Origin of the sequence: Streptomyces sp. N50 (genome assembly GCF_033335955.1) — a bacterium.
GTDB lineage: Bacteria > Actinomycetota > Actinomycetes > Streptomycetales > Streptomycetaceae > Streptomyces.
The window spans coordinates 8301421-8325178 of sequence record NZ_CP137549.1 but is presented as its reverse complement, the minus strand read 5'-3'; the positions used below and the strand labels follow the sequence as shown (position 1 = coordinate 8325178).

Sequence of the window (23758 nt, the reverse complement as noted above, 5' to 3'; positions counted from 1 at the left end):
ACGCCGTGCTGTTCGCCCAACGCCCGGGCAGCACCGCGCCCGGACATCGGCTCCCGTGACAACTCGCCAAGTACCTTGCCGCACCGCCCTGTTGACGCTCATTGCGGCACAACTCGTAGGCACAACAGGCCCGTTGTCAGTGGCTGCCGGTACGTTCTGCAGGTGTCGCGGCCCGCAAGGCCGCGACACGCACATCGCGACCGGTCACCCCGGTGCACCCCGAACGACGTAGGGACACGCATGGAACCCGTATTCGCCGACTTCTCCACCAACCCGGCCCAGTTGTCGAACGCCGTGGTCACCCACCACCGATGCGGCATCGCTTCCTCACACCTCGCACTGGGGGCCGGCGGTCACATCAAGGTGGACTTCACGGTCGACGGACGGGAGGAGAACGACGAGTCCGTCGTCACGGTGACCGTTCTCGGTGCAAGCGCTCCGATGGACGTCCTGCTCAACGGCAAGGTCCTCGCGGAGCAGTTGGCGATACCGGCGGACGGGGCGCACAGCGACCCGCAGGACATCGTCCTCAGCGCACCGGGAGAACTCCTGGCCGCCGGTGCCAACGTTCTCGAAGTACGCAGCCCGGAAGGCTCGGACACACTGCTGCGGCTGCGCGCCGTCACCGTGGTCCCCGCACACGATCGGGACCGGGCGGAGCGAGCGAGGGCGGCCCGGACGGCCCACCGGTCCGTCATCGCCTTCAGCACCGAGATCCGATCCCCCGGCGCCACCGCCTGGCAGCCCGCACCCCGGCTGCTCGTCCACATCGACATGGGCGAGCGGGCCATGCCCACGCACCTCGCGTGGCGCGGGGCGGACGGCTCGGAGGCGGCGATCGGGCTGCGCGCGGACCTGACCGGTTTCCTGGGACACCGCAGGACCGCCGACGGCGCGCTCACCGAGTACCGCGGCTCGCTCGCCGACCGCTGGGCCTACCCCGAGGGCACGGCCGCGGCCCGGCTGCACCGGTTCTCCACCGAGGAGGGGCTCGGCGGCGCCTGGTCCCCGTCCGGCGAGCTGCGGTTGCTGCTCGACGACGGAGGGGCGCCCGTGGAGCGCGTGTCCTGGACCGACCGGCGAGGCACCACCGCCTCGGTCGTGCTGAGCTCCGCCGACAGGGCCGACGTGCGGAAACCCACGGGTGAACTGCGGGACATCACGCGTACGGTCGTCGGCATCGAAGCGAGCGACGAGTTCGACGCGGCGGGCGAAATCGCGGAGAACCTGCTCAGCAAGTCCCGGAGCAAGTGGCTGGGAGACGGTGACTCCGCCGTACTGGACTTCACCCTCGCGCACCCGGCCGCCGTCACCGTCTACCGGCTGACCTCGGCGAACGACGCCCCCGATCGGGATCCGGAGGAGTGGGAACTCCAGGGATCGCACGACGGCGGCCACTGGACGACCGTGGACTCCCGCACCCGCGAACACTTCAGGCAGCGATACGAGACGAAGGAGTACGCCGTCGTCTCCCCCGCGTCCTACGCCCACTACCGTCTGAGCATCACCGACAACCACGGCTCCGAGCAGACCCAGCTCTCCCGGATCCAGTTCCTGACCTCCGAGTCCACCGCCGGACCGGCGCAGGGCGCCGCCGACTTCACCGGCTACCGCACCTCGCTCGGGGGCGACCCCGTCGGATACCGGGGTACGACCGTCCCCGGCCCCTGGTCAGACACCCCCGGCGGACAGGAAAGCCCGGAAGCAGGGCAAGCCCTGCAGAAGCTCCTCGCCGGTGACCTGGGCGAGACGGCCCGCGGCCTGGACGACGCCGCCCGGCTCATCGGCAAGCTGGCGGCATACCTGCAGAATTCCTGAAGCGCCGGCGCCGCACCGGCGCGTTCGAGGAATCACCGCCCGCACCGTGGCCGATTGATCAGGCCACGGTGCGGCGCGCTCGGCCGAGGCCGCCCGGCCCAGCAGCGCAGCGTCGGCCACCGCGTTCCGCCGCACGGCCGTACGCGATGGCACTCCTGCCACTGGAATGGGCGCCGCGACTGCCATCACCCGGCAGGCCGCCCCCGAATCCCTCAAGCGGCACCCGGCCTGCGACCACACCGCGACCACCAGCCCTCCAGGAACACCAAAAGCCGCCCTCTCCCAAAGGAGAGAACGGCCTCCGACCTGCGTCAAAGCTGGTCGGGACGACAGGATTTGAACCTGCGACCCCTTGACCCCCAGTCAAGTGCGCTACCAAGCTGCGCCACGTCCCGCTGCCCGTCTGACCTGGGGTTTCCCCTGGTTGAACGCGCATGGAAACAATACCGCACTCGCGTCGGTGATCGCGCACGCCTTTATTCGGGGCGGGGTCGCCGTCCGGCCGACTTCGGCCGACTCAGACCGCGCCGCTTGACCTGAAGTTTGGTTGAGGTTGCACGATCGTCCGCATGACGACGACCACCACGGAACACAGCCTCCTGTGCACGCACGGCGACCTGCCCCGGCTCATGGGGCTGATGACCGGTGACGAGAAGCACGGCCCGGCGGCGACCTCGACGCTGGACGTGCTGTGGGTGCTCTACGACCGGGTGCTACGGGTCGGCCCGGAGCGCATGGACGACCCCGAGCGGGACCGGTTCCTGCTGTCCAAGGGGCACGGGCCGATGGCGTACTACGCGGTGCTGGCCGCGAAGGGATTCGTACCGGTGGAGTGGCTCCCCGACTTCGGCTCCTACGACTCTCCGCTCGGTCACCATCCCGACCGGGTGCTGGTGCCCGGTGCCGAGATCGGCAGCGGGTCGCTGGGGCACGGGCTGCCGATCGCCGTCGGGACGGCGCTGGGGCTGCGTGCCCAGGGGCGTACCGAACCGCGGGTCTGGGTGCTGGTCGGGGACGCCGAGCTGGACGAGGGCAGCAACCACGAGGCCATCGCCTTCGCCGGGCCCGCCGGACTGGAACGCCTGCACACCGTCGTCGTCGACAACTCCTCCGCGAGCCACGCCCGGCCGGGCGGTATCGCCGCCCGCTTCGAGGCCGCGGGCTGGTCCGCGGTGACGGTCGACGGCCGTGACCACGAAGCGCTGTACGCGGCCTTCACCGCGCCACACCCCGGCCGTCCGCATGTGGTCGTGGCCCGGGTGGAGCCGAAGTCCGCCTGATCGTCCCTCCACTTCACCGTCACCGGCACATCGAGAAAGGCTCTCCATGGACACCATGCGTGACCGTTTCGCCCCGGTCGTCTCCCGGCTGCTCGACGAGGACCCGCGGGTCGCGGTCGTGCTCGCCGAGATCGGCAAGGACGGCTTCGCGGACGCCCAACTCCGGTACCCGGACCGGATGATCAACGTCGGCATCCGCGAGCAGCTCCTCGTCGGAGCGGGCGCGGGCCTCGCCCTGACCGGGATGCGCCCGGTCGTGCACACCTTCGCGAGTTTCCTCGTCGAGCGGCCCTTCGAGCAGGTCAAGCTGGACCTCGGCCACCAGGCCGTCGGCGCGGTCCTGGTGAGCGCGGCCGCCTCCTTCGACTGGCCCGCCGGCGGGTTCACGCACATGGCTCCGGGCGACGTGGCCCTCCTCGACACCCTGGACGGCTGGACCGTCCACCTACCCGGCCACCCGGACGAGGCCGAGACCCTGCTACGGCACGCGGTCGCCGCGGGCGACGACAAGGTGTACGTACGGCTGTCGGTCCAGTCGAACGCGGAGGCCCTCCCGGTCGACGGCGCGCGCTTCCTCACCGTCCGCGAGGGCCGCTCCGGTGTGGTCGTCGCCGTGGGGCCGATGCTCGACGCCGTCCTCGCCGCCACGGAGGGCCTCGACGTCACCGTCCTGTACGCCACGACCGTGCGCCCCTTCGACGCGGACGCCTTGCGCACCGCCACGCGCGATGCCGGGACGGACGTCGTCCTCGTCGAGCCGTATCTGGCGGGCACCTCGACAGCGGCCGCGAACGACGCACTCACCGACGTGCCCCACCGCGTGCTCGGCCTGGGCGTCGGCAAGGCCGAACTCCGGCGCTACGGCACCGTCGCCGAACACCTCACCGCCCACGGCCTCGACGCACGGACGCTGCGCGAGCGGATCGGCGGCTTCGTGGAAGGAGGCGCCGGGCGGGCGGCACCCCGGGGCTGAGGCCGCGCCTCCGCCGAGCCCCTCGCCGACGCGCCGTCAACTCTCTTGCGGACACGCCCGTTCACGTAGCGCCGCATCGCTCACAGCACTCACCCCACTCGGACCGACGGGTATCGCGTCGGCCCGCACCAGCCCACGTATCGCAGGCACCAGGAGCAGGGAGACCGGCACCACGAAGCTCATCGCGCCCGAGACGAGGAGCACGTGGTCGGCGCCGAGGGCCGCGGCGGCGGGGCCCGCCAAGGCCTGGCCGACCGGCATCATCGCGAGGGAGCCCGCCACGTCGTAGGCGTGGATGCGGTTGAGGACGTCCGGTGGGACCTGGGTCTGGACACTGGTCGCCCACATCACGCCCCAGAAGGACATCCCCACCCCGGCGACGGCGGCGCCGGCCGCCATGGCCGGTACAGCGAGCCCCGCCCCCACGGTCGCCGGGAAACCGGCGAAGGCGAAGAGGGCGATCGCACCGGCGCGCAGCATACGGCGGGGGCGCAGCCGCAGGGCGAGGAGCCCGCCTACGACGGTGCCCGCGCCGAGGGCCGAGTTGACCAGGCCGTAGGCGCGCGGGCCGTGGTGTTGCACCACCTCGGTCGCCACGAGCGGAACGGTCGGGCCCCACACGGCGATCATGTAGAAGCACCACACAGCGATGACTCCCCAGAGCCACGTGCGTGATCTGAACTCCCGCCAGCCCTCGACCAGATCGGCCTTGAAGGCGCCCGAACCGTGCCCGGGCTCGCGGCTGCCCGGTGCGAGCGGGGGCAGCCGGAGCAGCAGGAGGCAGAGGGCGCTGACCGCGTAGGTCGCGGCGTGGGCCGCGAACACGCCGCCGGGCGAGGTGAATCCGACGAGCAGGCCCGCGACGGCCGGACCGGCGAGCTGGGCCGCGGACTCGGCGATGCGTATCGCGCCGTTCGCGCCCTGGATGTCGGAGGCCAGTCGCGGCACCGTGCTCGCCACGCCGGGCTGGAACACCGCGCCCGCCACGCCGTTGACGAAGCCGATCGCGCAGATCTCCCAGAGCACGACATGGCCGGTGAAGAAGAGCGCGGCGGCGAGGGACTGGGTGCCCAGGCGCACCAGGTCGGCGCCGATCATCAGCTTGCGGGTGCTGAACCGGTCCGCGATCACCCCGCCGAAGACCACAAGTCCCGCGAAGGCGGCGGCTGTTGAGGCCATGGCGAGGCCTACCGCGCCCGCGCCGTACCCGTGTTCCAGGAGGCCGGCGGCGAGGGCCACGGGCAGCATGGTGTCGCCGAGGCGGGCGACGGCGCGGGCCACGAAGAACAACGCGAAGTCCCGTGACCAGACGGGCCGTTCGCCACTTCCGCCGCCCCGCTTCACCGCCCTCGCAACCGCACCGGCACCCCCTCCAGCACCCTTTCCGGCACCCTTTCCGGCACCCTTTCGGGCAACGATGTCATCGCCGTCGCCGTCGCCGACGCCATCGGCTCCGCCCGACTCCGCCTCCGGCCCGCTCCCCGTCCCGGCAGTCATCCCCCACCGCTCCCTCCCCCGACCGCCGCCCCCGAAGCGCCCCGCCGGTGCTCATGACATCCCGCTCAGAATCGTCGCGGTAGGAGCCGGATCCCCCTCCGTCCCGGCTCCCACTCCCGCCTTCGGATGATGCCACGCGCCACTGACAACGCCCGAGGGAATTTCAGTCCCCGGACCCGGACGGGAGGCCCAACTCGGGGTAGGCGTCCAGGAGTCGGGGCGGGGCCGCCTGGCGCCAGGAGTCGGCGAGGATGTCGCGGAGTTCGTCCTCGCTGTCCAGTGCGGAGAGGCGGGCCCTGACCCAGGCGAAGCCGGCCTCGTGGTCGGCGATCCAGAACTTCTCCGGCTCCGCCAGGACCAGTTCGTCCCGCTCCTCCTTGGGGCAGCGCACCGCGATGGAGGTCTCCTCCTCGGGCACGGTGACGAACATCTTCCCGGCGACCCGGAAGGTGGGCATGTTCCAGGCGACCTTCTCCGTCGTGTCCGGGAGGGAGAGGGCGATACGGCGTACGTCTTCGGCATCCGGCATGACTCGCAAGATAGCGGCTGCCACTGACAATCACCTGGTCGGAGTGCCTGCACCCAAGTCCGCTCCCAGGCCCGCTCCCGCGTCCACCCCGGCTCCCGCTCCCGCTGCCCCTCCCTCCCCCACCCCCACACGCTTGTAGTAGAGCGTCGTCGGCCGCAGCACCCCGGCCGGGCTGGCCGCGTAGTCCGGGATCACACCGGCCCGGGTCCAGCCGGCCGAGCGGTACAGGTGCTCGGCGGGGCTGTCGGTCTCGGTGTCGAGGTAGAGGAGGGTGATGCCGGCGGCGACGGCCGCGTCCTCGGCGACGGTCAGGAGCCGACGGCCGAGGCCCTCTCCCCTTGCCTCCCTGTGCACCATCAGCTTGACCAGCTCTGCGCGATGGCGGCTGTTGGGCTTGCCGGGGAAGGCCAGGCTCACCGTGCCGACGACCCGGTCGCCGCGCAGCGCTGCCCACACGGCGAGCTGCCCGGCGGCGACACCGTCGGCACGCTCCCGCCACCAGTCGACGGCGGCCGCACGGCCGAGCGGAGCAAGGAAGCCGATCGAGGCGCCGTAGTCCACGGTGTCGGTCAGCAGGTCGGCCAACTTGTCGACGGCGGCGCGCAGTTGAGGCGCGTCCAGAGCCCGCACAGTCACCTTCGCATCCATCTTCACGGCAACACCACCGCCAATACGTAACGCACGTCGTCAGGACCCGCGCACCGGAACCGCGTCGGCCCCCACACCCGCAGCCGCAGACAGTCACCGGCGTCGAGGTGATGCTCGACGTCCTGGGCCGCGACATCGAGGGCGCCCTCCAGGACCCAGATGTGCTGTTCCAGGCCGGGCACGGGCGGCCGGTCGTAGGCGAGGTCGGCGCCCGATCGGAGCCGCCCCTCGACGAGTTCGCCGCGCAGCCCGGTGTGCGGGGGCGACACGGATCGTCGTACGAAACCGGAGGTTCGGTCCTCCCACACCAGTTGCTCGGCGGCGCGGACCAGCAGGGCGGGTTCGGCCTCCACCTCGCTGAGGAGTTGGGACATCGTGCGGCCGTAGACACCGCAGAGGCGGTTGAGGAGGGAGGCGGTGGGGCTGATCTCGGCGCGTTCGGCACGGGACAGGGTCGAACGGCTCACCCCGCTCCGCTCCGCCAACTCGCCCAGGGACCAGCCGTGTTGGGCACGCAGCTCGGCAAGCCGGGCGCCGAGTCTGATGTCCACCGGGTCGAAGGTCGCGGCCGCTTCGTCGGATCTCATATCCGGGACGGTCTCCCGCATATGAGACGAATACGAGACGACGAGGTTACGTCTGAGCCACTTCTTCCAGCGCGTCCAGTACCGGGCGGATCAGCGGGTGCTCCTCCGTGCCGCGTCGTACGGCGGCGAAGACCCGGCGGGTCGGGGCCACCCCGTCGACGGGCCGGACGACGACTCCGGTCAGGTCCATGCCGCGGAGCGCCGAGCGGGGGACGAGGGCCACGCCCGCGTCGGCCGAGGCGAGGGCGACCACGGCACGGAAGTCGTCGGAGGAGTGTTCGAGGCGGGGCTGGAATCCGGCGTTCTCGCAGGCCAGGACGACGACCTCGTGACAGGGGTTGCCGGGGTACGGACCGATCCACGAGTCCTTGGCCAACTCGGCGAGGGGGACCTCGTCGGCGTCGGCGAGGCGGTGGGTGACCGGGACGACCGCGTCGAACGGCTCGGCGTAGAGCGGGAGGTGGGTCAGCCGCGGGTCGTCGGCGGGCGGCGCCCCGCGGTACTCGACGGCGACCGCGACGTCCACCTGCCGGTCGAGCACCATCGGCAGGCTGGCGTCGCCCTCGGCGTCCTGGACGCGGATGCGGATGCCGGGCGCGAGCCGGGCGAGCCGGGTCACCGCGGGCGCTACGACCTGTGCGATACCGGTCGCGAACGCGGCGACGGTGACGGTCCCGGCCGCGCCGGAACTGTACGCGGCGAGTTCCGCCTCGGCCCGCTCCAGCTGGGCCAGGACCACGTTGGTGTGACTGAGCAGAATCTCCCCGGCCGGCGTCAGCCGCACCCCCTTGGCCCCGCGCTCGACCAGCCGGTGCCCAGTCTCCTGCTCCAGCGCCGCAAGCTGCTGCGACACCGCCGAGGGCGTCAGATACAACGCGGCGGCCGCCGCCGTCACGGTGCGGTGGTCGGCCACCGCACGGAGGATATGGAGCCGCCGCGCTTCGATCATGCGACCGATTATCGCAATATGTCCGAGGGGTCGGACGAAGGCGGGCGGTCGGGGGGCGGGGTCTGGGTCCCGGTGCGGGTCGGGGGGCCGGGTGCGCGTCGGGGGGGCCGGGATCGTGGGCCCGGTCGGGATCGGGATGGGGGCGAGGTCTGGGGCCCGGTCCGGGTCGGGGGCGAGGTCTGGGGCCCGGTCCGGGTCGGGGGCGAGGTCTGGGGCCGGTGCGGTCTAGGTCAGGATCTCGGGGGCCCAGTCCGAGTCCAAGTCGATCGGATCAGCCTTCCAGCTCAGCCCACCGACTCCGCCCTCAACCCCAACCTCCGCCCCGCAGCCCTCCATCTCAGCCCACAAGCCTCGCCCCCCTCCGCCCCTCACCCCTCCAGTTCAGCCCGCGCAGCGACAAACGCCTCCACCGCCCGATTCACATCCCCCGTGGAATGCGCCGCCGACAACTGCACCCGAATCCGGGCAGCCCCCTGCGGCACCACCGGATACGAGAAACCGATCACATACACGCCCCGCTCCAGCAGCAGCTCGGCCATCCGCCCCGCCACCGCCGCGTCGCCGATCATCACAGGGGCGATCGCATGGTCGCCGGGGAGGATGTCGAAGCCCTCCTCGGTCATCCTCCGGCGGAACAGCGCCGTGTTCTCGGCGAGTTGGACCCGCAGATCGTCCGCGGACTCCAGCAGGTCGAGCACCTTGAGGGAGGCCGCGGCGATCACCGGAGCCAGCGTGTTCGAGAAGAGGTACGGACGGGAGCGCTGGCGCAGCAGGGCGACGATCTCCGCGCGGGCGGCGACGTAACCGCCGGAGGCGCCTCCCAGGGCCTTGCCGAGCGTGCCGGTGATGATGTCGACGCGGTCCATGACGCCGTGCAGTTCGGGGGTGCCGCGGCCGCCGGGGCCGACGAAGCCGACGGCGTGGGAGTCGTCGACCATGACCATCGCGTCGTAGCGGTCGGCGAGGTCGCAGATGTCGCGGAGCGGGGCGACGTAACCGTCCATGGAGAAGACGCCGTCGGTGACGATCAGCTTCCGGCGCGCACCCGACGCCTCCTTCAACTGCCCTTCCAGATCGGCCATGTCGCGGTTGGCGTAGCGCAGCCGGCGGGCCTTGGAGAGGCGGATGCCGTCGATGATCGAGGCGTGGTTGAGCGCGTCGGAGATGACCGCGTCCTCCGGGCCCAACAGGGTTTCGAAGACACCGCCGTTGGCGTCGAAGCAGGAGGAGTAGAGGATCGTGTCCTCCTGGCCGAGGAACGTGGAGAGGCGTGCCTCCAGCTCCTTGTGGACCTCCTGCGTGCCGCAGATGAAGCGCACGGACGCCATGCCGTAGCCCCAGCGGTCGAGGGCTTCGTGGGCGGCGGCGACGACCTCGGGGTGGTCGGCGAGGCCGAGGTAGTTGTTGGCGCAGAAGTTGAGGACCTCGCCGGGGCGCCCGCCCGCGGTGACGTTCACGGTCGCGGACTGCGGCGAGCCGATCACGCGCTCGGGCTTGTGGAGTCCGGCGGCGCGGATCTCGTCGAGGGTGGTACGGAGGTCGTCGCGCACGGAGTCGAACATGGGGGAAGCTCCTAAAGTTCCTTCACCGAAAGGGAGTTGCGCAGCTCAGCAGGGAGTTACGCGGCCCGGAGGGCAACTACGCGGTCCAGTCCAGGATGACCTTGCCGCCCTTGCCGCTCGCCGCGTCCGCGAACGCCGCCTCGAAGTCGCGGTGTCCGTACCGGCCGGTGATCACGGGCGCGAGGTCCAGGCCGCCCTCCAGCAGGACCGACATCGCGTACCACGTCTCGAACATCTCACGGCCGTAGATGCCCTTGATGGTGAGCATCGAGGTGACGACGCGGGACCAGTCGACCGGGAACTCCTCGGCGGGCAGGCCCAGCATGGCGATCCGGCCGCCGTGCGTCATGTTGGCGATCATGTCGCGCATGGCCTCGGGGCGGCCGGACATCTCCAGGCCGATGTCGAAACCCTCGCGGAGTCCCAACTCCCGCTGCCCGTCGGCGATCTGAGCATCCGTCACGTTCAACGCGAGGCTCACGCCTATCTTGCGGGCCAGGGCGAGCCGTTCCTCGCTCACATCGGTCACTACGACGTTCCGCGCACCGGCGTGCCGGGCAACTGCCGCCGCCATCAGACCAATTGGGCCCGCACCGGTGATCAACACGTCCTCACCGACCAGCGGGAAGGACAACGCGGTGTGCACGGCGTTGCCGAACGGGTCGAAGATCGCGGCGACATCGAGGTCGACGGGGACCCGGTGCACCCACACGTTGGCGGCGGGCAGCGCGACGTACTCCGCGAAGGCACCGTCCCGGCCGACACCGAGCCCGACCGTGGCCCGGCACAGATGGCGGCGCCCGGCCTGGCAGTTGCGGCACTTGCCGCACACCAAGTGGCCCTCGCCGCTGACCAGTTCACCGACGGCGATGTCGGCGACGGCCCGGCCCGTCTCCACGACCTCGCCCACGAACTCGTGGCCGAGCACCAGCGGCGTACTGATCGTCTGCCGCGCCCACCCGTCCCAGTTCCGGATGTGCAGATCGGTGCCGCAGATCCCGGTCCGCAGGACCTTGATCAGTACGTCGCCGGGTCCGACGGCGGGCTCCGGCACGTCCGCGAGCCACAGCCCGGGCTCCGCCTTCTCCTTGACCAGCGCCTTCAACGCAACGGCTCCTGAGGGTGAGGTCCCGGGCGCGGGCACGCCGAACGAGCCCGTTCCGGGGGGGGTGGATTCTGTTAGCAATCTGCCCCACCGGAGCGCCCGGGTCCATCGAGGTTTTCTTAAGCCGTGCCGCAGCTTTCCTTCACAGCTGTCAGAGCCGCGACACCTGGTAGTGGGCGATGGACCACCCGTCCGCCACCCGCTTCACCAACACCGCGAGCTTCACGTCGACCGGCGGCCGGTCCGTGAACGTGAACTCCGTGTCCAGATAACCGAGTACGAGGTCGTCGGCGTACCGCCGGGTCTCGACGATCTCGAACTCGGCCTTCATCCCCGGGGGTTGGGAGTCGTAGTACTCGGCGATCCCCTTCCGGCCGACGCTGTAGGGGTGCAGTCCCTGGAAGATCGCGTCCTCGGTGAAGAGCCGGGCCACCTCCTCCGGTTCGTGGGCGTCCACCGCCGCTTTCCAGGGGTCCAGGACACCGCGCAGGACGAGTTCGTCGTCGTTCGTGCTGTTCATCTCCGTCGACCTTTCTCAATGACCGACCTCAGTGACCGGCGCTCATACCGCCGTCGACATGCAGGATCTCGCCGGTGACGAAGGGGGCGTTCTCCAAGAACACCACGGCGTCGACGATGTCGCTCACCTCGCCCATCCGGCCGACCGGGTGCAGTCCGGCGAGGCCCGCGTGGCTCTCCTCCGGGTGCATCGGCGTCTTGATGGTGCCCGGCGACACGGCGTTGGCGCGGATGCCGCGCGTGGCGTACTCGATGGCGAGGGACTTGGTCGCGGACTGCAGCCCGCCCTTGGTCAGCGAGGCCAGGGCGGAGGGGACGCGGGCGTCCGCGTTGTCGACCAGGCTGGTGGTGACGTTGACGATGTGGCCGCCGCCCTGGGCGAGCATGTGCCCGATGGCCAGCTGGGTGATCCGGAAGAACCCGGTCATGTTGATGCCGAGCACGGACGCGTAGTCGTCGGCCGTGTAGTCGGTGAACGGCTTGGCGACGAACACGCCCGCGTTGTTGACCAGCGTGTCGACGCGGCCGAACCGCTCGATCGCGGCGGCGACGACCCGCTCGGCGGTCGCCGGGTCCGCGATGTCGCCCTGGACGGTCAGCACGTCCGCGTCGTCGGCCGGGGCGATGGTGCGCGAGGTGGCGACGACGGCGTGACCGAGCTTGCGGTACGCCTCGACGACGCCGGCTCCGATGCCCTGCGAGGCACCGGTGACGATCGCGACCTTCTGGGTCTGAGAGCTCATGACGACCTTCTCCAAAGTAGTTGCCGAGGTGCTTCCGGTCGACGATTCTTACTAGCCGACCGGTCGCCTATAGGAGAAAGTAGGCGACCCCGGGAAGTGAAAGCAAAGGTCAGAGGCGCTTTTCCCAGGACCGGAATCCTCGCTGCTGGGAGGCCCTGCCTCCCACTCCACGTCAGCGGTGCGGGTCGCCCTCGGGCAGCCAGGCGTCGGGGGCACGCAGCCCCAGGTCGCCGACACCGTCACAGAGCGCGTCCACGGCCGCGAGCACCGACGTCCGCGTCTCGCCCTCGCGCCACACCAGCGACCAGGTCCAGTGGACGGCCGGCCCGACGATCTCGCGGCGCACCAGGTCGGACGGCAGTGAAGTGGTCTGCCCCTTGGGCGAGTTGACGACCGGACGGCGACTGCGGCGCACGTGGTCGAAGAACGCCGGGCCGGTGATCCCACCGTCGGAAATGGCCACGGCCTGTGCCCCGGTGTCCTGCGCGAGCTGCTCGGCGTAGACGTTCCAGGACGACCAGGAATTGGTGTCGTCGTCGAGGAGCACGGTGGTGTCCCGGGCCCGCACGTCCCCGGTGTCGGTGCCCGGGGACACCGCGTACAGCCGGTCCGCGCCGAGCAGCCGGGCCCGCAGTCCGTGCCGCTTCAGGTCCTCGTCCCGTACCCAGCACACGGCGAGGTCCAGGCTGCCGTCCGCGACCCGGGCGGCCTGCGTGTGCGAGGGCGCGACCCACGCGTCGACGTGCACCTGGGCGACCCCGGCGGTACGCGAAGTCAGGTCCGCGGGAAGCCAGTTGACATAGCCGAGCCGCACCGCCTCCGAGCCCGCGAGCCGCCCGGCCCGGCGCCTGAGGTCGTCGGCGCGCTCCAGCAGGGCGCGGGTGTGCGGGAGCAGCGCGGCGCCGGCCGGGGTGAGGGAGACCGAGCGGCGGTCGCGGTCGAAGAGCCGTACGCCCAGATCGCGTTCGAGGGCCTTGATCTGCTGAGAGAGGGACGGACCGGCGATCAGGAGGCGGTCGGCGGCCCGGCCGAAGTTCAGCTCCTCGGCGACGGCGACGAAGTACCTCAGTTGGCGCAGCTCCACGTCCGTCATGCTACGCGGGCTGGGAAGCCGGGCCTCTCAGCAGGGAGCGAGCCTGTCGTGGCGCCCGGGCCCGTCACGGGCCACGATGAAGGCACAGAGACCCGGCACCCTGCCGTGCGGGCCCGAACGGAGCGAGATCATGCTGCGAGAGTTCCTGGTCGAGATCACCACCACGATCCCCGAGGGCACCGCCCAGGAGGAGGTCGACCGGCGCCGCGCCGCCGAGGCCGTCCGCGCCCGCGAACTGGCCGCGACCGGCCAGCTGGCCCGACTGTGGCGTCCGGTCGGCGAGCTGCGCAGCGTCGGCGTCTGGCGCGCCGCCGACGAGGAGGAACTCCACACGAAGGTGCTCGGCACCCTGCCCCTGCACGCGTGGATGACCTTCACCGTCACCCCGCTCGAACCGCACCCGAACGACCCGGGCCATGCGGCGTAACTCACCCCGCCCGCAAGGGATTTCACCACCATGAGCCCATCCGCCCAGGTCCCCGCACCCCGGGCGGAGGGCCCCCTGCTCTCCCCCTGGACGCACGTCACGCGGGTCGCCGCGGCCCTCGCGGCGGGCATGGGCGTCGGCCGCTTCGTCTATACGCCGATCCTCCCGCTGATGCACACCCAGGCGGGGCTCTCCACCACCGCCGGCGCCCACCTGGCCACCGCCAACTACGTCGGCTACCTCCTCGGCGCCCTCGCCGGCACCCTGATCCCCGCGCTGGTCCGCTCCCGCGCGGTCCTGCGCGGCTCGTTCGTCGTGCTGACCGGCACACTGGCCGCGATGCCCGCCACGCACAGCACCACGACATGGATCGCGCTGCGACTACTGGCAGGGGTGGCAAGCGCGCTGATCTTCGTGGTCGCGGTCAGCTCACTCCTCGGCCATCTGCGCAACCACCCTGCACACATGCCCGGTTGGGGCTTCGGTGGGGTGGGCGCGGGCATCGCGCTCTCCGGCCTGCTGGTCCTCGCTCTGCGCTCCGTCGCGGACTGGCAGGTCGCGTGGTGGTCCTCGGCCGCACTCGCCGCAGCACTCGCGACCGCCGCGTGGAACCTACGGCCCGAGATCCCGCCCGCACCCTCGACTGGCGCCCGTGACACGGTGGTTGACCCATGGTTCGGCGCCCTGTTCGTGAGCTACACCCTGGAGGGCGTCGGCTACATCGTCGCCGGTACCTTCCTGGTCGCCGCGATCGGACAGCGCTCCCCTGGCTGGATCGGCAGCGGCGCATGGGTGCTCGTGGGCATGGCCGCCGTACCGTCCTCCGCACTGTGGGCACGGCTCGGGCGCCGTTGGTCGCGGCCCGGGCTGCTCTGCGTGGCACTGGCGATCCAGGCGGTCGGCATCGCGCTGCCCGCGCTGATCGGCGGGGTGGCGGCGGCCCTGGTCTCGGCGGTGCTGTTCGGGGCGACCTTCATCGGCGTGAGCACGCTCGCCCTCGCAACTGGCGCGGAGCTCCGATTCCCGCGCTCCGTGGCCCTGTTGACCGCCGGCTACTCCGTCGGCCAGATCCTCGGCCCCCTCGCCGTGGCCCCGCTCCTGCACGACGGCTACCGCCCGGCCCTGCTCCTGGCCGCCGCGGTGGTCCTCGCCGCGGCCGTCACGGCCGCCGTCCTGCGGACCGGCTTCCCTCGCCGTGAGGCGGTGGCGCTACGACACTCCGCGCCCGCTCGGGACGTACGGACCGCCGGTCGCTGATCAGGCGGTACGGGCCCCGAGCAGCGCCAGGCAGTTGGCCCAAAGGGGGCTCAGACGCCCGGTGTTGTTGTAGAGCTTCGCGAACATCACCTGGCCCTCCAACTGCGCGACGACCGAACGCGCCGCCTCCCGGGGGTCGTTGACGGTGACGTCCCCGCGCTCCCGTGCCTCGCCGATGACCGCGGCGACCATCTCGACCTGGGCGTCGAAGATCTCCTGCAGCCGCGCGCGAACAGCCTCGGTCTGATTGCTCATCTCCAGACTGAGATTGCCCAACAGGCAGCCGAGCACGGTGCCGCAGCCCTGCTGTACGGCGTGCTGTCCGGCCTCGGTCTCCTCGAACAACTGCCGTAGCCGGTCCAGCGGTTGAGCACCGCCGGTCTCCCCGCTGAGGATGCGCGTCCACTCCCGGCGCTGGTCCGCCCAGTGCTCGTCGACGACGGCCAGCGCGAGGGCCTCCTTCGACGCGTAGAAGTAGTAGAAACTGCCCTTCGGCACCCCGGCCGCCTTGCAGATCTCGGCCACCCCCAGCGCCGAGTAACCGCGCGCCTCGAAGAGCGACCTCCCGGCGGCGAGGATCTTCTCTCCGGCATCACTGGTCCTGCCCATACGGCAACTATACGACCGGTCGGCTAGCGATTGTCCGCCTGTCCCCCGCCGAGCAGTTCGAGGCGGGCCACCAGCTCCGCCGCCGTCGACTTGATCGTCTCCAGACCCGGCTTCCCCCACGGCCGCGGCTCGGTGTCGACGACACACACGGTGCCCAGCACCATCCCCGTGGAGTCGATGAGCGGCGCCCCCAGATAGGAACGGATCCCGAACTCGTCGACGACCGGATTGCCCGCGAACCGCGGGTAGTCGCAGACGTCCTCCAGCACCAACGCCTTACGTCTGACCACCACATGGGGGCAGAAACCGTAATCACGCGCCAACTGCCGTCCCACCTCGGGCTTGGCGTGCTCGCCTCCCGTGACGGGCCGGGGCAGTCCCACCCCGCCCGGAGTGTGCAGTCCGGCGAAGAACTGCCGGTTCTCGTCGATGAAGTTCACCATGGCGTACGGCGCCCCGGTCAGGTCGGCGAGATGGTCGGCGAAGGCGTCGAGTGCCGGGTCCGGGTGTGAGCCGAGGCCCAACCCCCGCAGTCGGCGCCGCCGTTGAGGGGCCTCCTTGTCCTCGGGCGTGAGCAGCAGACGACCGGCCGGACGCGGCGGGTCGTAGCTCATGGGCGAACTCCGTCCGTGGGGACGTATGACATAGAGGAACTCCGTGGCGGTGTGCGGGGATCACATGTGGGCACCATGGCTCGGCACGTGTGCCGGGGCGTGGGCGATGAGATGGCGGACGAGGGTCAGCAGGGTCTGGACACCGGAACTGGAGATCCGCGCGTCGCAGCGGACGACCGGGATCCCGGGGTCGAGGTCTATGGCGGCGCGCACCTCCTCGGGGTCGTAGCGGTAGGAGCCGTCGAACTCGTTGATCGCGACGATGAAGCCGAGGCCGCGCTGTTCGAAGAAGTCGACGGCCGCGAAGCACTCCTCCAGACGGCGGGTGTCGGCGAGGATCACCGCGCCGAGGGCGCCTTCGGACAGTTCGTCCCACATGAACCAGAACCGCTCCTGTCCGGGCGTACCGAACAGATAGAGCACGTGTTCCGGGTCGAGGGTGATCCGGCCGAAGTCCATCGCCACGGTCGTCTCGACCTTGTTCTCGATGCCTTCGAGGTCGTCGGTCGCGGCGCTGACCGTGGTGAGCAGCTCCTCCGTGCTGAGCGGCGCGATCTCGCTCACCGCGCCGACGAAGGTCGTCTTGCCGACGCCGAAGCCGCCCGCCACCAGGATCTTCAGTGCGGTGGGGAAGGGGTCGTGGCCGCTCTCGTAGTCAGAGCTGTCGTCGTAGTCCATCGAGCACTGCCTCCAGAAGAGACCGGTCAGTGGGGTTGTGGTGGAACTCGGGTGGCTTGGTGGTCAGCGCCCCGCAGTCGACGAGGTCCGACAGCAGCACCTTGGTGACCGCGGCCGGCAGCTTCAGGTGGGCGGCGACCTCGGCGACCGAGACGGGCGCGCGGCACAGGTCGAGCGCCTGCGCGTGCTCGGGTCCGAGGTAGCCGAGGGGGGTGGCTCCGGTGGCCATCACCTGCGACAGGAGGTCGAGTGCGACGGAGGGCCGGGTCCGGCCGTTGCTGACCGTGAAGGGGCGCACCAGACGTCCGGCCGCGTCGTCCAACCAAGGCCCGTCGCCGGCCGTCGCCACGCTCAAGGCCTCATCGCAGGGGATTCGACGGCGTGCTGCCGGGGAGCGGTCACGAGGTAGGGGCGCACGCTCTTGACCAGCATCGCCATCTCGTAGCCGAGGACGGCCGCGTCCGCCTCGCGGCCGGCGAGCACGGCGAGACAGGTGCCGGATCCGGCCGTGGTGACGAAGAGGAGGGTCGAGTCGAGTTCGACGACGACCTGCCGGACGTCTCCGCCGTCACCGAAGCGGACGCCCGCGCTCCGGCCGAGGGAGTACAGCCCGGAGGCCAGGGCGGCCATGTGGTCGGCGCTGTCGGGGTCCAGCCCGTGAACCGACTTCACGAGCCCGTCGCAGGAGAGCAGGACCGCGCTGGTGGTGTGCGGTACGCGCTGCACGAGGCCGCTCATCAGCCAGTCGAGATCGGATACATGGCCGGTCGGCGCATCGCTCGCCATGGTGGATCGACTCCTTGGGGTACGAAGGTCTGCGGGAGCACTGGTGGGGGTGCCAGTGGGGGTGGGGGCCTGCGTGCTCATCCGGCTGATGCGCTCCCGTCGTGCCGGGCGGTGAAGTCGTGGTCGTGGCCGAGCACATGCGCGTGCGCCTCGGCTATGGGGGCCGCGTCCATGTGGGGGGCGAGGGTGAAGTGGTCCGTGCCCGTCTCCGGTGCCGTGGGCTGAGTGGTGTAGCGGTGCAGCGCGGTGTCCATGTAGCCGGAGCCCATGTGTGTTGCCGACATGTGCGGTTGCTCCTGCTCCACGGGGGACGGTTCCGGGGCGGACGGGTCCGCGTGGAGCGCGTTCATGTAGAGACCGCCCGTGTGGACCTCGCCGGTGTAGACCTGGCCTGTGGACACGAACTCCGGGTGGTCCGAGTCCACGTCCGACGCCTCCACCTGCGGCCCCTCCCTATGCGACGACTCCATGACCTGGTGTGCCTCCCTGTGTGGTGACGCCACCTCGGTCGCCTCCACCGACTCGGCCGTCTCCATGTGCTGCCGCGCCTCCGCGAGACCGATCCCCCGCTGGAAGGCGGCCATCAGGCCCGGGTCGTGGCCTGCCGGGTCGTCGGAGTCCTGGCGCGGTGCCGGGCCGTCGCGGAGTTGGGGGGCGATGTGTTCCTGGGCGCGGCGCCGGGGCAGCTGGGGCGGCTTGCCCATGGTGCCGCGTACCGCTCCGCCGCGCGGGACGGTCGGTGCGGTCACGTTCTCGGCCACGGTCCCCCGGTCGTCGGGACGGATGCCGGGCACCGCCTCCGAGGGGTTGGCGCGTTCCGCGTGGGCGCCGCGCACGGGCAACGGCACCGGTCCGCCGCCGTTCGGCCCCGCTGCGGCGGACGGTACGGAGTCCCGCCGTTGATGCCGCCCCGGCGCCCCGGCCTCACGCTGGTGCCGCCCCGGTGCGCCTTGACCGACGGCGTGTTGACCAACGCCCTCGGCCCCACCCGGCGCCCCACCCTGCGGAAGCTGCTGCGGCGGAACGAGCGGCCGCCCCCCACCCAAGGTGTCCTGCGGCTGTCCTACGGCCCCGGGGGCGCCCTGCGCCGTACCCAACAGGGCCTGTGGCACCACGAGTACGGCCTGCACCCCGCCGTAGATGTTGGTCTGCAGGCGGACGTGGATGCCGTGGCGGCGGGCGAGCTGGGAGACCACGAACAGGCCGATGCGGCCGTCGGCCAGCAGGCTGGCGACGTTGACCTGGTCGGGGTCGGTCAGCAGGGCGTTCATCCGGCTCTGTTCCCCGGCGGGCATGCCGAGTCCGCGGTCCTCGACCTCGACGGCGAGGCCCGAGGTCACGAGGTTGACGCGGAGCAGCACCTGGGTGTGCGGGGCGGAGAACACCGTGGCGTTCTCGACGAGTTCGGCCAGCAGGTGGATCACGTCGGCGACGGCGTGGCCGCGCAGGGTGCCGTCGATCGGCGGCACGAGTTTGACGCGGGAGTACTGCTCGACCTCGGCGATGGCGGAGCGCAGCACCTCGGTCATGGAGACCGGGTTGCTCCACTGCCGGCGGGAGACGGCGCCGCCGAGGACGGCGAGGTTCTCGGCGTGGCGGCGGATGCGGGTGGCGAGGTGGTCGACGTGGAAGAGGCCCTTGAGCAGGTCGGGGTCCTCGATCTCGTTCTCCAGCTCGTCGAGGATGGAGATCTCCCGGTGCACCAGCGACTGCAGGCGCCGGGCGAGGTTGACGAAGACCTCGACCTTCTGTTCGCTGCCCGCCTGGCTGGAGAGCTGCGCGGCCGCGACGACGGCGGTGACCGCGCCGTCGTGCGCGTGTGCCAGGTCGGCGGCGAGGAGGTCGAAGTCGTCGGCGTCCCCGGGAGGCTTGGCGCGCGGCTTGCGCGGGGGCGGGCCCTCGCCGCGGCGCAGCGCCTCGACCAGGTCGCGCAGATCGGCCTCGCCGCGCGCGCTGCTGCGGCGCAGGGCGCCGATGCGGTCGCTGACGGAACTCGCGGCGCGGCCCGCGGCGACGGCGGCAATCAGGATGCCCGCGAACGTCACCGATGTGGCTCCGGCGAGGACACCCCAGAGGGTGAGGCTGGTCCGCGCTCCGGTGGAGCGGACGGTGAACAGGACGGCCGCGCTGGCGCTCAGCGCGACCGCGACGGGCGGCAGCACGGCGAGGCGCAGGAGTTGGGGGCGTATGTGCGTCTCGGGCAGTGCGGGCACGGGTCGGGCGGCCGGTCGCCCGTGCCGGCCGCCCTCACGGCGGTCTGCGCGTGCGGCCGGTGCACGGAGTTGAGACATCGGCGTCCTCGTACTGGTGCGTCGGGCCGGTTGGTTCGCGCGGGATGCGCGATTCGGGCATACGCCATCGCGGTGCCGGTCGAGAGAGCCGAACAATTCGGCCCCGCGTCGCCCGACGGACACTGACAGTAGTCGTCAACGCATCAGGTGCGGTGGGCAGTTGACAAACTCCCACAGGGAGCGTCCCGCTCTGGTATGAGGCCTCGCACGGCAGACCGATAACCCCGTCGACCACACGCCGAAGAAGGACAAAGAATCGATCGCGCCTGATCGGAACCGGTCACGAACAGGCGTCAGGGGCCGGGGGGTTCGCTACCCCCCGGCCCCTGACATTCATCTCTCACCCACCCGCGGCCGAGCCGCAGGGGTGGTTTCCGGGGGCCCGGCCGCCCTCAGCCGCACCCCTGAACATCACGCAGTGTGTCGGTCAGCGTTCGTTCGCGAGGTCCAGCTCCGCCGGAGCGGTCGTCGGCCTCGGTTCCGTCTCCACCGGCTTCGGAGTCCGCCAGGGGTGGTCGATCGTCCCCCCGAAGGGCCGCCACCACCGGTCCGTCGTCAGCGCGCCGCCCGGTTCGAACGGCTCGCCCGGCGTCGGTGTGGCCACGGTCTGGCCGGCTGCCTCACCCTCGTCCGCGGTCCACTCGCCGGGCTCGGCCCACGCGTGCAGCGCCAGATTGAACGTGCCCCAGTGGATCGGCAGCAGCACCCCGTGCGGCTGCCCGCCCTGGAGGTCGAGGTGGGCGCGCATGCCCTCCTCGGGCGTCATGTGGATGTCGGGCCAGAACTCGCTGTACGCGCCGATCTGGATCATCGTGGCGTCGAACGGGCCGTGCGCGGCACCGATGTCCTTGAAGCCCTCGAAGTAGCCGGTGTCGCCGCTGTGGTAGATCCGGTGCTCCTCACCGGCGACCACCCAGGAGGCCCAGAGGGTGTGCTGGGTGTTGCGCAGGCCGCGGCCGCAGAAGTGCCGGGCCGGGGTGGCGGTCAGGGTGACGCCGCCGACCCGGGTCTCCTCGTGCCAGTCCAGCTCGCGCAGCCGGTCGGCGGACACACCCCAGTGCTCCAGGTGGGCGCCGACGCCCAGCGGCACGGCGAACAGGGTGTCCGTGTCGGCCAGCGCCTTGATCGTCGGCATGTCCAGGTGGTCGTAGTGGTCGTGCGAGATGACCACGACGTCGACCGGACCGAGCGCGGCGATCGGCAGGGGCGCCGGGTGCAGCCGCTTGGGTCCGGCGAACGGGAAGGGGGAGCAGCGCTCGCCCCAGACCGGGTCGAAGAGGACCCGGTGGCCGTCGATCTCCGCGAGCACGCTGGAGTGCCCCATCCAGGTCAGCCGCAGTCCGGTCGCGGCGGGCCTGGCCAGGTCGGCGAGGGTGGTGGCGTGCACCGGCAGCGTGCCGTCGGGGGCGCGGCGGGCGCGCTGCTCCTTGTCGAGGTAGGACTTCCCCATCTCGCGCATCGTGCCGCCGGACGGGCGGACGTTCGTATTGCCCCCGGGGTTCTGGAAGACCCCGTCCTTGAAGTGGGGCGATCTGCGGATGCGCGCCAGGCGCTCGCCGCTCGGCTCCGCGCCGAAGGCATCAGGCTGCAGCGCGCGGAGCCCGGAGCTCAGCGTACGGAATCCGGTCACGATGCCTCCAGGTCGGGTCGGTCAGGCTTTCCATTATGGTCGACCCCTCTGACAACGCCGCCGCATCGGCGTCACCGGGGCCGGTTTCCAAGGAAAGACCAAAGTTCCGCGCCGAAGGTTGACACCGCGGGACGGCCTCGCGCCTCCGTTGACAGGAGGCGGCGGCACTTCCGATACTGACTCGCCGTTCAGTACCCGTCGATCAGTATCCGCCGTCCGGTACGGGCTCCCGTACGCGTCCTGTCCGTACTCGCCCTGTCGGCCGGCGCCCCGAGGAGCCCCTATGACCGCCCCCTTGATGTCGATCACCTGGACCGACCACGTCACCGGCCGCCAGGGTTTCCTGGTCGTCGACCGGCTGGTGCGCGGGGTCTCCAGCGGCGGACTGCGAATGCGGCCGGGCTGCACGCTGGACGAGGTGGCTGGGCTGGCCCGGGGCATGACCATGAAAGAGGCGCTGCACTACGACCCGGCGGGCCGGTACATCCCCCTGGGCGGTGCCAAGGGCGGCATCGACTGCGATCCCCAGGACCCGGTGTCGTACGACGTCCTCGTGCGCTACCTGCGTGCCATGCGGCCGCACATCGAGAGCTTCTGGACGACGGGTGAGGATCTCGGGCTCACCCAGGACCTGGTCGACCGGGCCGCCGCGGAGGCGGGGCTCGTGTCGTCGATCCAGGCCGTCTATCCGCTGCTCGACGACGAGGCCACGGCGCGGCGGCGGCTCGCGGACGCCTTCGCGGTCGAGGTGGACGGCATCGGTCTCGACGAGCTGGTCGGCGGCTGCGGGGTCGCCGAGTCGGTGCTCGCGGCGCTGGACCGCGCGGGCGTGCCGTACACGGGGACGCGGGTCGCCGTGCAGGGCCTCGGCACCATGGGCGGGGCCACGGCACGGTTCCTCACGCGCGCGGGGCTGTCGATCGTCGCCGTCGCCGACATCAAGGGCACGATCGCGAACCCGGCCGGGCTGGACATCGACGCGCTGCTCACGGCCCGGGACACGTACGGCACCGTGGACCGCTCCGTGCTGCGCCCGGGCGACCTCGAACTCCCCGGTGAGGACTGGCTGTCCGTGGCGGCGGAGGTGCTGGTCCCGGCGGCGGTGTCGTACGCGATCGACACCACGAACCAGCGAGGGATCACCGCCCGCTGGGTCGTCGAGGCGGCGAACATGCCCGTACTACCTGAGGCGGAGGAACTGCTCTCCGCGCGCGGGGTCACGGTTCTCCCGGACGTGGTCGTGAACTCCGGGACGAACGCCTGGTGGTGGTGGACCCTGTTCGGGGACATCGGTGCCGACGCGGACGAGGCCTTCGCCCACACCCGGCGTTCGATGCGCGCCCTGATCGACCTGATGCTGGCCCGCGCGGAGGCCGACGGCACGACACCGCGCGCCGCCGCGCACGCCATCGTCGCCGACCGGTTGCCGGTCATCGCGGAACGGTTCGGCTGGTACCGGTGATGTACGGGTACCCGTGGCGTACGGGTACCGGTGACGTACGGGACACCACCCCTACGGGCGACGGATTAGGGTGATCGCGTGGCGAGAGTGCGGTTGAGCGTGACGGAGCGGCGGGCCGAGTTGCTGCGGGCCGCCGTCGAGCAGATCGAGGCGCGGGGTGTGGCGGCGGTCAGGATCGCCGACGTGGCCTCGGCGCTCGGCGTGAGCAACGCGCTCGTGCTCTATCACTTCTCGACCAAGGAGAAACTGGTCGCCGCCGCCTTCACCTTCGCCGCCGAGGACGACCTCGCGCACCTCCACAAGCTCCTGGGCCGCCGCACGACCGCGCTGCGTAGGCTGCGGGCCGCGGTGCGCTGGTACGCGCCGACCGGGCAGGCCAAGGGCTGGCGGCTGTGGATCGAGGGCTGGGCGGCGGCCCTGCGCGAACCCGCCCTCCTGGACGTCACCCGCGATCTCGACCGGCGGTGGAAACAGGCACTCGCGGAGGTCGTCGCCGAGGGCGTGACCGCGGGCGAGTTCCACTGCCCGGACCCGGCCACCACCGCCCTGCGCCTCACGGCCCTCCTGGACGGCCTCGCCGTACAGATGACGGCGTACGCGGGAGCGGTGTCGCGGGCACGGGCCCTGGAGTGGGTCGACGAGGCACTGGCGCGGGAACTCGGCCTGGAGCGGGCGGCGTTGACCGCTCCCTGAAGCCGTTC

General features: G+C 71.4%; 24 protein-coding genes and 1 tRNA gene. 7 read left to right on the top strand and 18 right to left on the bottom strand.

Features of this window, described 5'->3' with window-relative positions; translation table 11 throughout:
- Positions 1 to 240: 240 nt before the first annotated feature.
- Positions 241 to 1818, top strand: a complete 1578-nt coding sequence (locus R2B38_RS36985; RefSeq protein ID WP_318020147.1) for an alpha-1,2-mannosidase — start codon at positions 241 to 243, stop codon at positions 1816 to 1818.
- 318 nt (positions 1819 to 2136) lie between these two features.
- Here R2B38_RS36985 and R2B38_RS36980 read toward each other — a convergent pair.
- Positions 2137 to 2213, bottom strand: a tRNA-Pro gene (locus R2B38_RS36980).
- 174 nt (positions 2214 to 2387) lie between these two features.
- On the opposite strand from R2B38_RS36980, the gene R2B38_RS36975 reads away from it, so the two are divergent.
- Both R2B38_RS36975 and R2B38_RS36970 read left to right on the top strand, forming a co-directional pair.
- Positions 2388 to 3098 carry a transketolase gene (locus R2B38_RS36975; RefSeq protein WP_318020146.1) on the top strand — a complete coding sequence of 237 codons (711 nt, stop codon included), beginning with the start codon at positions 2388 to 2390 and terminating at the stop codon, positions 3096 to 3098.
- A 46-nt stretch (positions 3099 to 3144) separates the two neighbouring features.
- Positions 3145 to 4071, top strand: coding sequence for a transketolase family protein (locus R2B38_RS36970; protein WP_318020145.1), 927 nt, complete (start codon positions 3145 to 3147; stop codon positions 4069 to 4071).
- 36 nt (positions 4072 to 4107) lie between these two features.
- On the opposite strand, the gene R2B38_RS36965 is transcribed toward R2B38_RS36970, so the two are convergent.
- The 10 genes from R2B38_RS36965 to R2B38_RS36920 all read right to left on the bottom strand — a co-directional run bounded on the left by R2B38_RS36965 (position 4108) and on the right by R2B38_RS36920 (position 13303).
- Positions 4108 to 5415, bottom strand: coding sequence for an MFS transporter (locus R2B38_RS36965; RefSeq protein WP_318021886.1), 1308 nt, complete (start codon positions 5413 to 5415; stop codon positions 4108 to 4110).
- Positions 5416 to 5731: 316 nt separating this feature from the next.
- Positions 5732 to 6097 carry an MmcQ/YjbR family DNA-binding protein gene (locus tag R2B38_RS36960; protein ID WP_318020144.1) on the bottom strand — a complete coding sequence of 122 codons (366 nt, stop codon included), beginning with the start codon at positions 6095 to 6097 and terminating at the stop codon, positions 5732 to 5734.
- A 30-nt stretch (positions 6098 to 6127) separates the two neighbouring features.
- Complete coding sequence (locus tag R2B38_RS36955; protein WP_318021885.1) at positions 6128 to 6745, bottom strand: GNAT family N-acetyltransferase; 618 nt, start codon at positions 6743 to 6745, stop codon at positions 6128 to 6130.
- A 2-nt stretch (positions 6746 to 6747) separates the two neighbouring features.
- On the bottom strand, positions 6748 to 7332 hold the full coding sequence (locus tag R2B38_RS36950) for an XRE family transcriptional regulator (RefSeq protein ID WP_318020143.1): 585 nt from the start codon (positions 7330 to 7332) through the stop codon (positions 6748 to 6750).
- A gap of 46 nt (positions 7333 to 7378) precedes the next feature.
- Complete coding sequence (locus R2B38_RS36945) at positions 7379 to 8281, bottom strand: LysR family transcriptional regulator (RefSeq protein WP_318020142.1); 903 nt, start codon at positions 8279 to 8281, stop codon at positions 7379 to 7381.
- Between the two features lie 368 nt (positions 8282 to 8649).
- Complete coding sequence (locus R2B38_RS36940) at positions 8650 to 9843, bottom strand: glycine C-acetyltransferase (protein ID WP_318020141.1); 1194 nt, start codon at positions 9841 to 9843, stop codon at positions 8650 to 8652.
- Positions 9844 to 9919: 76 nt separating this feature from the next.
- Positions 9920 to 10948, bottom strand: coding sequence for an L-threonine 3-dehydrogenase (gene tdh / locus R2B38_RS36935; RefSeq protein ID WP_318020140.1), 1029 nt, complete (start codon positions 10946 to 10948; stop codon positions 9920 to 9922).
- Between the two features lie 151 nt (positions 10949 to 11099).
- Complete coding sequence (locus tag R2B38_RS36930) at positions 11100 to 11468, bottom strand: SgcJ/EcaC family oxidoreductase (protein WP_318020139.1); 369 nt, start codon at positions 11466 to 11468, stop codon at positions 11100 to 11102.
- A 28-nt stretch (positions 11469 to 11496) separates the two neighbouring features.
- Positions 11497 to 12210, bottom strand: coding sequence for an SDR family NAD(P)-dependent oxidoreductase (locus tag R2B38_RS36925; protein WP_318020138.1), 714 nt, complete (start codon positions 12208 to 12210; stop codon positions 11497 to 11499).
- 172 nt (positions 12211 to 12382) lie between these two features.
- Positions 12383 to 13303, bottom strand: a complete 921-nt coding sequence (locus R2B38_RS36920) for a LysR family transcriptional regulator (RefSeq protein WP_318020137.1) — start codon at positions 13301 to 13303, stop codon at positions 12383 to 12385.
- Between the two features lie 133 nt (positions 13304 to 13436).
- On the opposite strand from R2B38_RS36920, the gene R2B38_RS36915 reads away from it, so the two are divergent.
- Both R2B38_RS36915 and R2B38_RS36910 read left to right on the top strand, forming a co-directional pair.
- The gene (locus R2B38_RS36915; protein WP_318021884.1) at positions 13437 to 13730 is read left to right on the top strand and encodes a muconolactone Delta-isomerase family protein; all 294 of its coding nucleotides are present in this window, start codon (positions 13437 to 13439) and stop codon (positions 13728 to 13730) included.
- Positions 13731 to 13760: 30 nt separating this feature from the next.
- Positions 13761 to 14987 (top strand): YbfB/YjiJ family MFS transporter, encoded by a 1227-nt coding sequence (locus R2B38_RS36910; RefSeq protein ID WP_318020136.1) that lies wholly within the window; start codon positions 13761 to 13763, stop codon positions 14985 to 14987.
- On the opposite strand, the gene R2B38_RS36905 is transcribed toward R2B38_RS36910, so the two are convergent.
- The 7 genes from R2B38_RS36905 to R2B38_RS36875 all read right to left on the bottom strand — a co-directional run bounded on the left by R2B38_RS36905 (position 14988) and on the right by R2B38_RS36875 (position 21595).
- On the bottom strand, positions 14988 to 15596 hold the full coding sequence (locus tag R2B38_RS36905; protein ID WP_318020135.1) for a TetR/AcrR family transcriptional regulator: 609 nt from the start codon (positions 15594 to 15596) through the stop codon (positions 14988 to 14990). It lies immediately after the preceding gene.
- Positions 15597 to 15619: 23 nt separating this feature from the next.
- A complete protein-coding gene (locus R2B38_RS36900; RefSeq protein WP_318020134.1) occupies positions 15620 to 16210 on the bottom strand; it encodes a GAF domain-containing protein in 591 nt (196 codons plus the stop codon).
- 60 nt (positions 16211 to 16270) lie between these two features.
- Positions 16271 to 16888, bottom strand: a complete 618-nt coding sequence (locus R2B38_RS36895) for a GTP-binding protein (RefSeq protein ID WP_019062159.1) — start codon at positions 16886 to 16888, stop codon at positions 16271 to 16273.
- Positions 16866 to 17237: a DUF742 domain-containing protein gene (locus R2B38_RS36890; RefSeq protein ID WP_033281763.1), complete on the bottom strand. Its 372-nt coding sequence runs from the start codon at positions 17235 to 17237 to the stop codon at positions 16866 to 16868. Before R2B38_RS36890 ends, R2B38_RS36895 begins: the two co-directional genes overlap by 23 nt.
- Positions 17238 to 17239: 2 nt before the next feature.
- On the bottom strand, positions 17240 to 17674 hold the full coding sequence (locus tag R2B38_RS36885) for a roadblock/LC7 domain-containing protein (RefSeq protein ID WP_019069670.1): 435 nt from the start codon (positions 17672 to 17674) through the stop codon (positions 17240 to 17242).
- Between the two features lie 77 nt (positions 17675 to 17751).
- Positions 17752 to 19965, bottom strand: coding sequence for a sensor histidine kinase (locus R2B38_RS36880; protein WP_318020133.1), 2214 nt, complete (start codon positions 19963 to 19965; stop codon positions 17752 to 17754).
- 427 nt (positions 19966 to 20392) lie between these two features.
- Positions 20393 to 21595, bottom strand: coding sequence for an MBL fold metallo-hydrolase (locus R2B38_RS36875; protein WP_318020132.1), 1203 nt, complete (start codon positions 21593 to 21595; stop codon positions 20393 to 20395).
- 283 nt (positions 21596 to 21878) lie between these two features.
- Between R2B38_RS36875 and R2B38_RS36870 the strand changes: the two genes are divergently transcribed.
- Both R2B38_RS36870 and R2B38_RS36865 read left to right on the top strand, forming a co-directional pair.
- Positions 21879 to 23057, top strand: coding sequence for a Glu/Leu/Phe/Val dehydrogenase dimerization domain-containing protein (locus tag R2B38_RS36870; RefSeq protein ID WP_318020131.1), 1179 nt, complete (start codon positions 21879 to 21881; stop codon positions 23055 to 23057).
- 78 nt (positions 23058 to 23135) lie between these two features.
- Positions 23136 to 23750: a TetR/AcrR family transcriptional regulator gene (locus R2B38_RS36865; RefSeq protein ID WP_078652468.1), complete on the top strand. Its 615-nt coding sequence runs from the start codon at positions 23136 to 23138 to the stop codon at positions 23748 to 23750.
- Positions 23751 to 23758: the final 8 nt, after the last annotated feature.

Coding starts and splice junctions, on each gene's coding strand:
- R2B38_RS36905 (WP_318020135.1), bottom strand. CDS start 15,596: ATGGGCAGGACCAGTGATGCCGGAGAGAAGATCCTCGCCGCCGGGAGG.
- R2B38_RS36950 (WP_318020143.1), bottom strand. CDS start 7,332: ATGAGATCCGACGAAGCGGCCGCGACCTTCGACCCGGTGGACATCAGA.
- R2B38_RS36920 (WP_318020137.1), bottom strand. CDS start 13,303: ATGACGGACGTGGAGCTGCGCCAACTGAGGTACTTCGTCGCCGTCGCC.
- R2B38_RS36975 (WP_318020146.1), top strand. CDS start 2,388: ATGACGACGACCACCACGGAACACAGCCTCCTGTGCACGCACGGCGAC.
- R2B38_RS36870 (WP_318020131.1), top strand. CDS start 21,879: ATGACCGCCCCCTTGATGTCGATCACCTGGACCGACCACGTCACCGGC.
- R2B38_RS36955 (WP_318021885.1), bottom strand. CDS start 6,745: ATGGATGCGAAGGTGACTGTGCGGGCTCTGGACGCGCCTCAACTGCGC.
- R2B38_RS36930 (WP_318020139.1), bottom strand. CDS start 11,468: ATGAACAGCACGAACGACGACGAACTCGTCCTGCGCGGTGTCCTGGAC.
- R2B38_RS36925 (WP_318020138.1), bottom strand. CDS start 12,210: ATGAGCTCTCAGACCCAGAAGGTCGCGATCGTCACCGGTGCCTCGCAG.
- R2B38_RS36970 (WP_318020145.1), top strand. CDS start 3,145: ATGGACACCATGCGTGACCGTTTCGCCCCGGTCGTCTCCCGGCTGCTC.
- R2B38_RS36940 (WP_318020141.1), bottom strand. CDS start 9,843: ATGTTCGACTCCGTGCGCGACGACCTCCGTACCACCCTCGACGAGATC.
- R2B38_RS36895 (WP_019062159.1), bottom strand. CDS start 16,888: ATGGACTACGACGACAGCTCTGACTACGAGAGCGGCCACGACCCCTTC.
- R2B38_RS36885 (WP_019069670.1), bottom strand. CDS start 17,674: ATGGCGAGCGATGCGCCGACCGGCCATGTATCCGATCTCGACTGGCTG.
- R2B38_RS36960 (WP_318020144.1), bottom strand. CDS start 6,097: ATGCCGGATGCCGAAGACGTACGCCGTATCGCCCTCTCCCTCCCGGAC.
- R2B38_RS36900 (WP_318020134.1), bottom strand. CDS start 16,210: ATGAGCTACGACCCGCCGCGTCCGGCCGGTCGTCTGCTGCTCACGCCC.
- R2B38_RS36910 (WP_318020136.1), top strand. CDS start 13,761: ATGAGCCCATCCGCCCAGGTCCCCGCACCCCGGGCGGAGGGCCCCCTG.
- R2B38_RS36945 (WP_318020142.1), bottom strand. CDS start 8,281: ATGATCGAAGCGCGGCGGCTCCATATCCTCCGTGCGGTGGCCGACCAC.
- R2B38_RS36880 (WP_318020133.1), bottom strand. CDS start 19,965: ATGTCTCAACTCCGTGCACCGGCCGCACGCGCAGACCGCCGTGAGGGC.
- R2B38_RS36985 (WP_318020147.1), top strand. CDS start 241: ATGGAACCCGTATTCGCCGACTTCTCCACCAACCCGGCCCAGTTGTCG.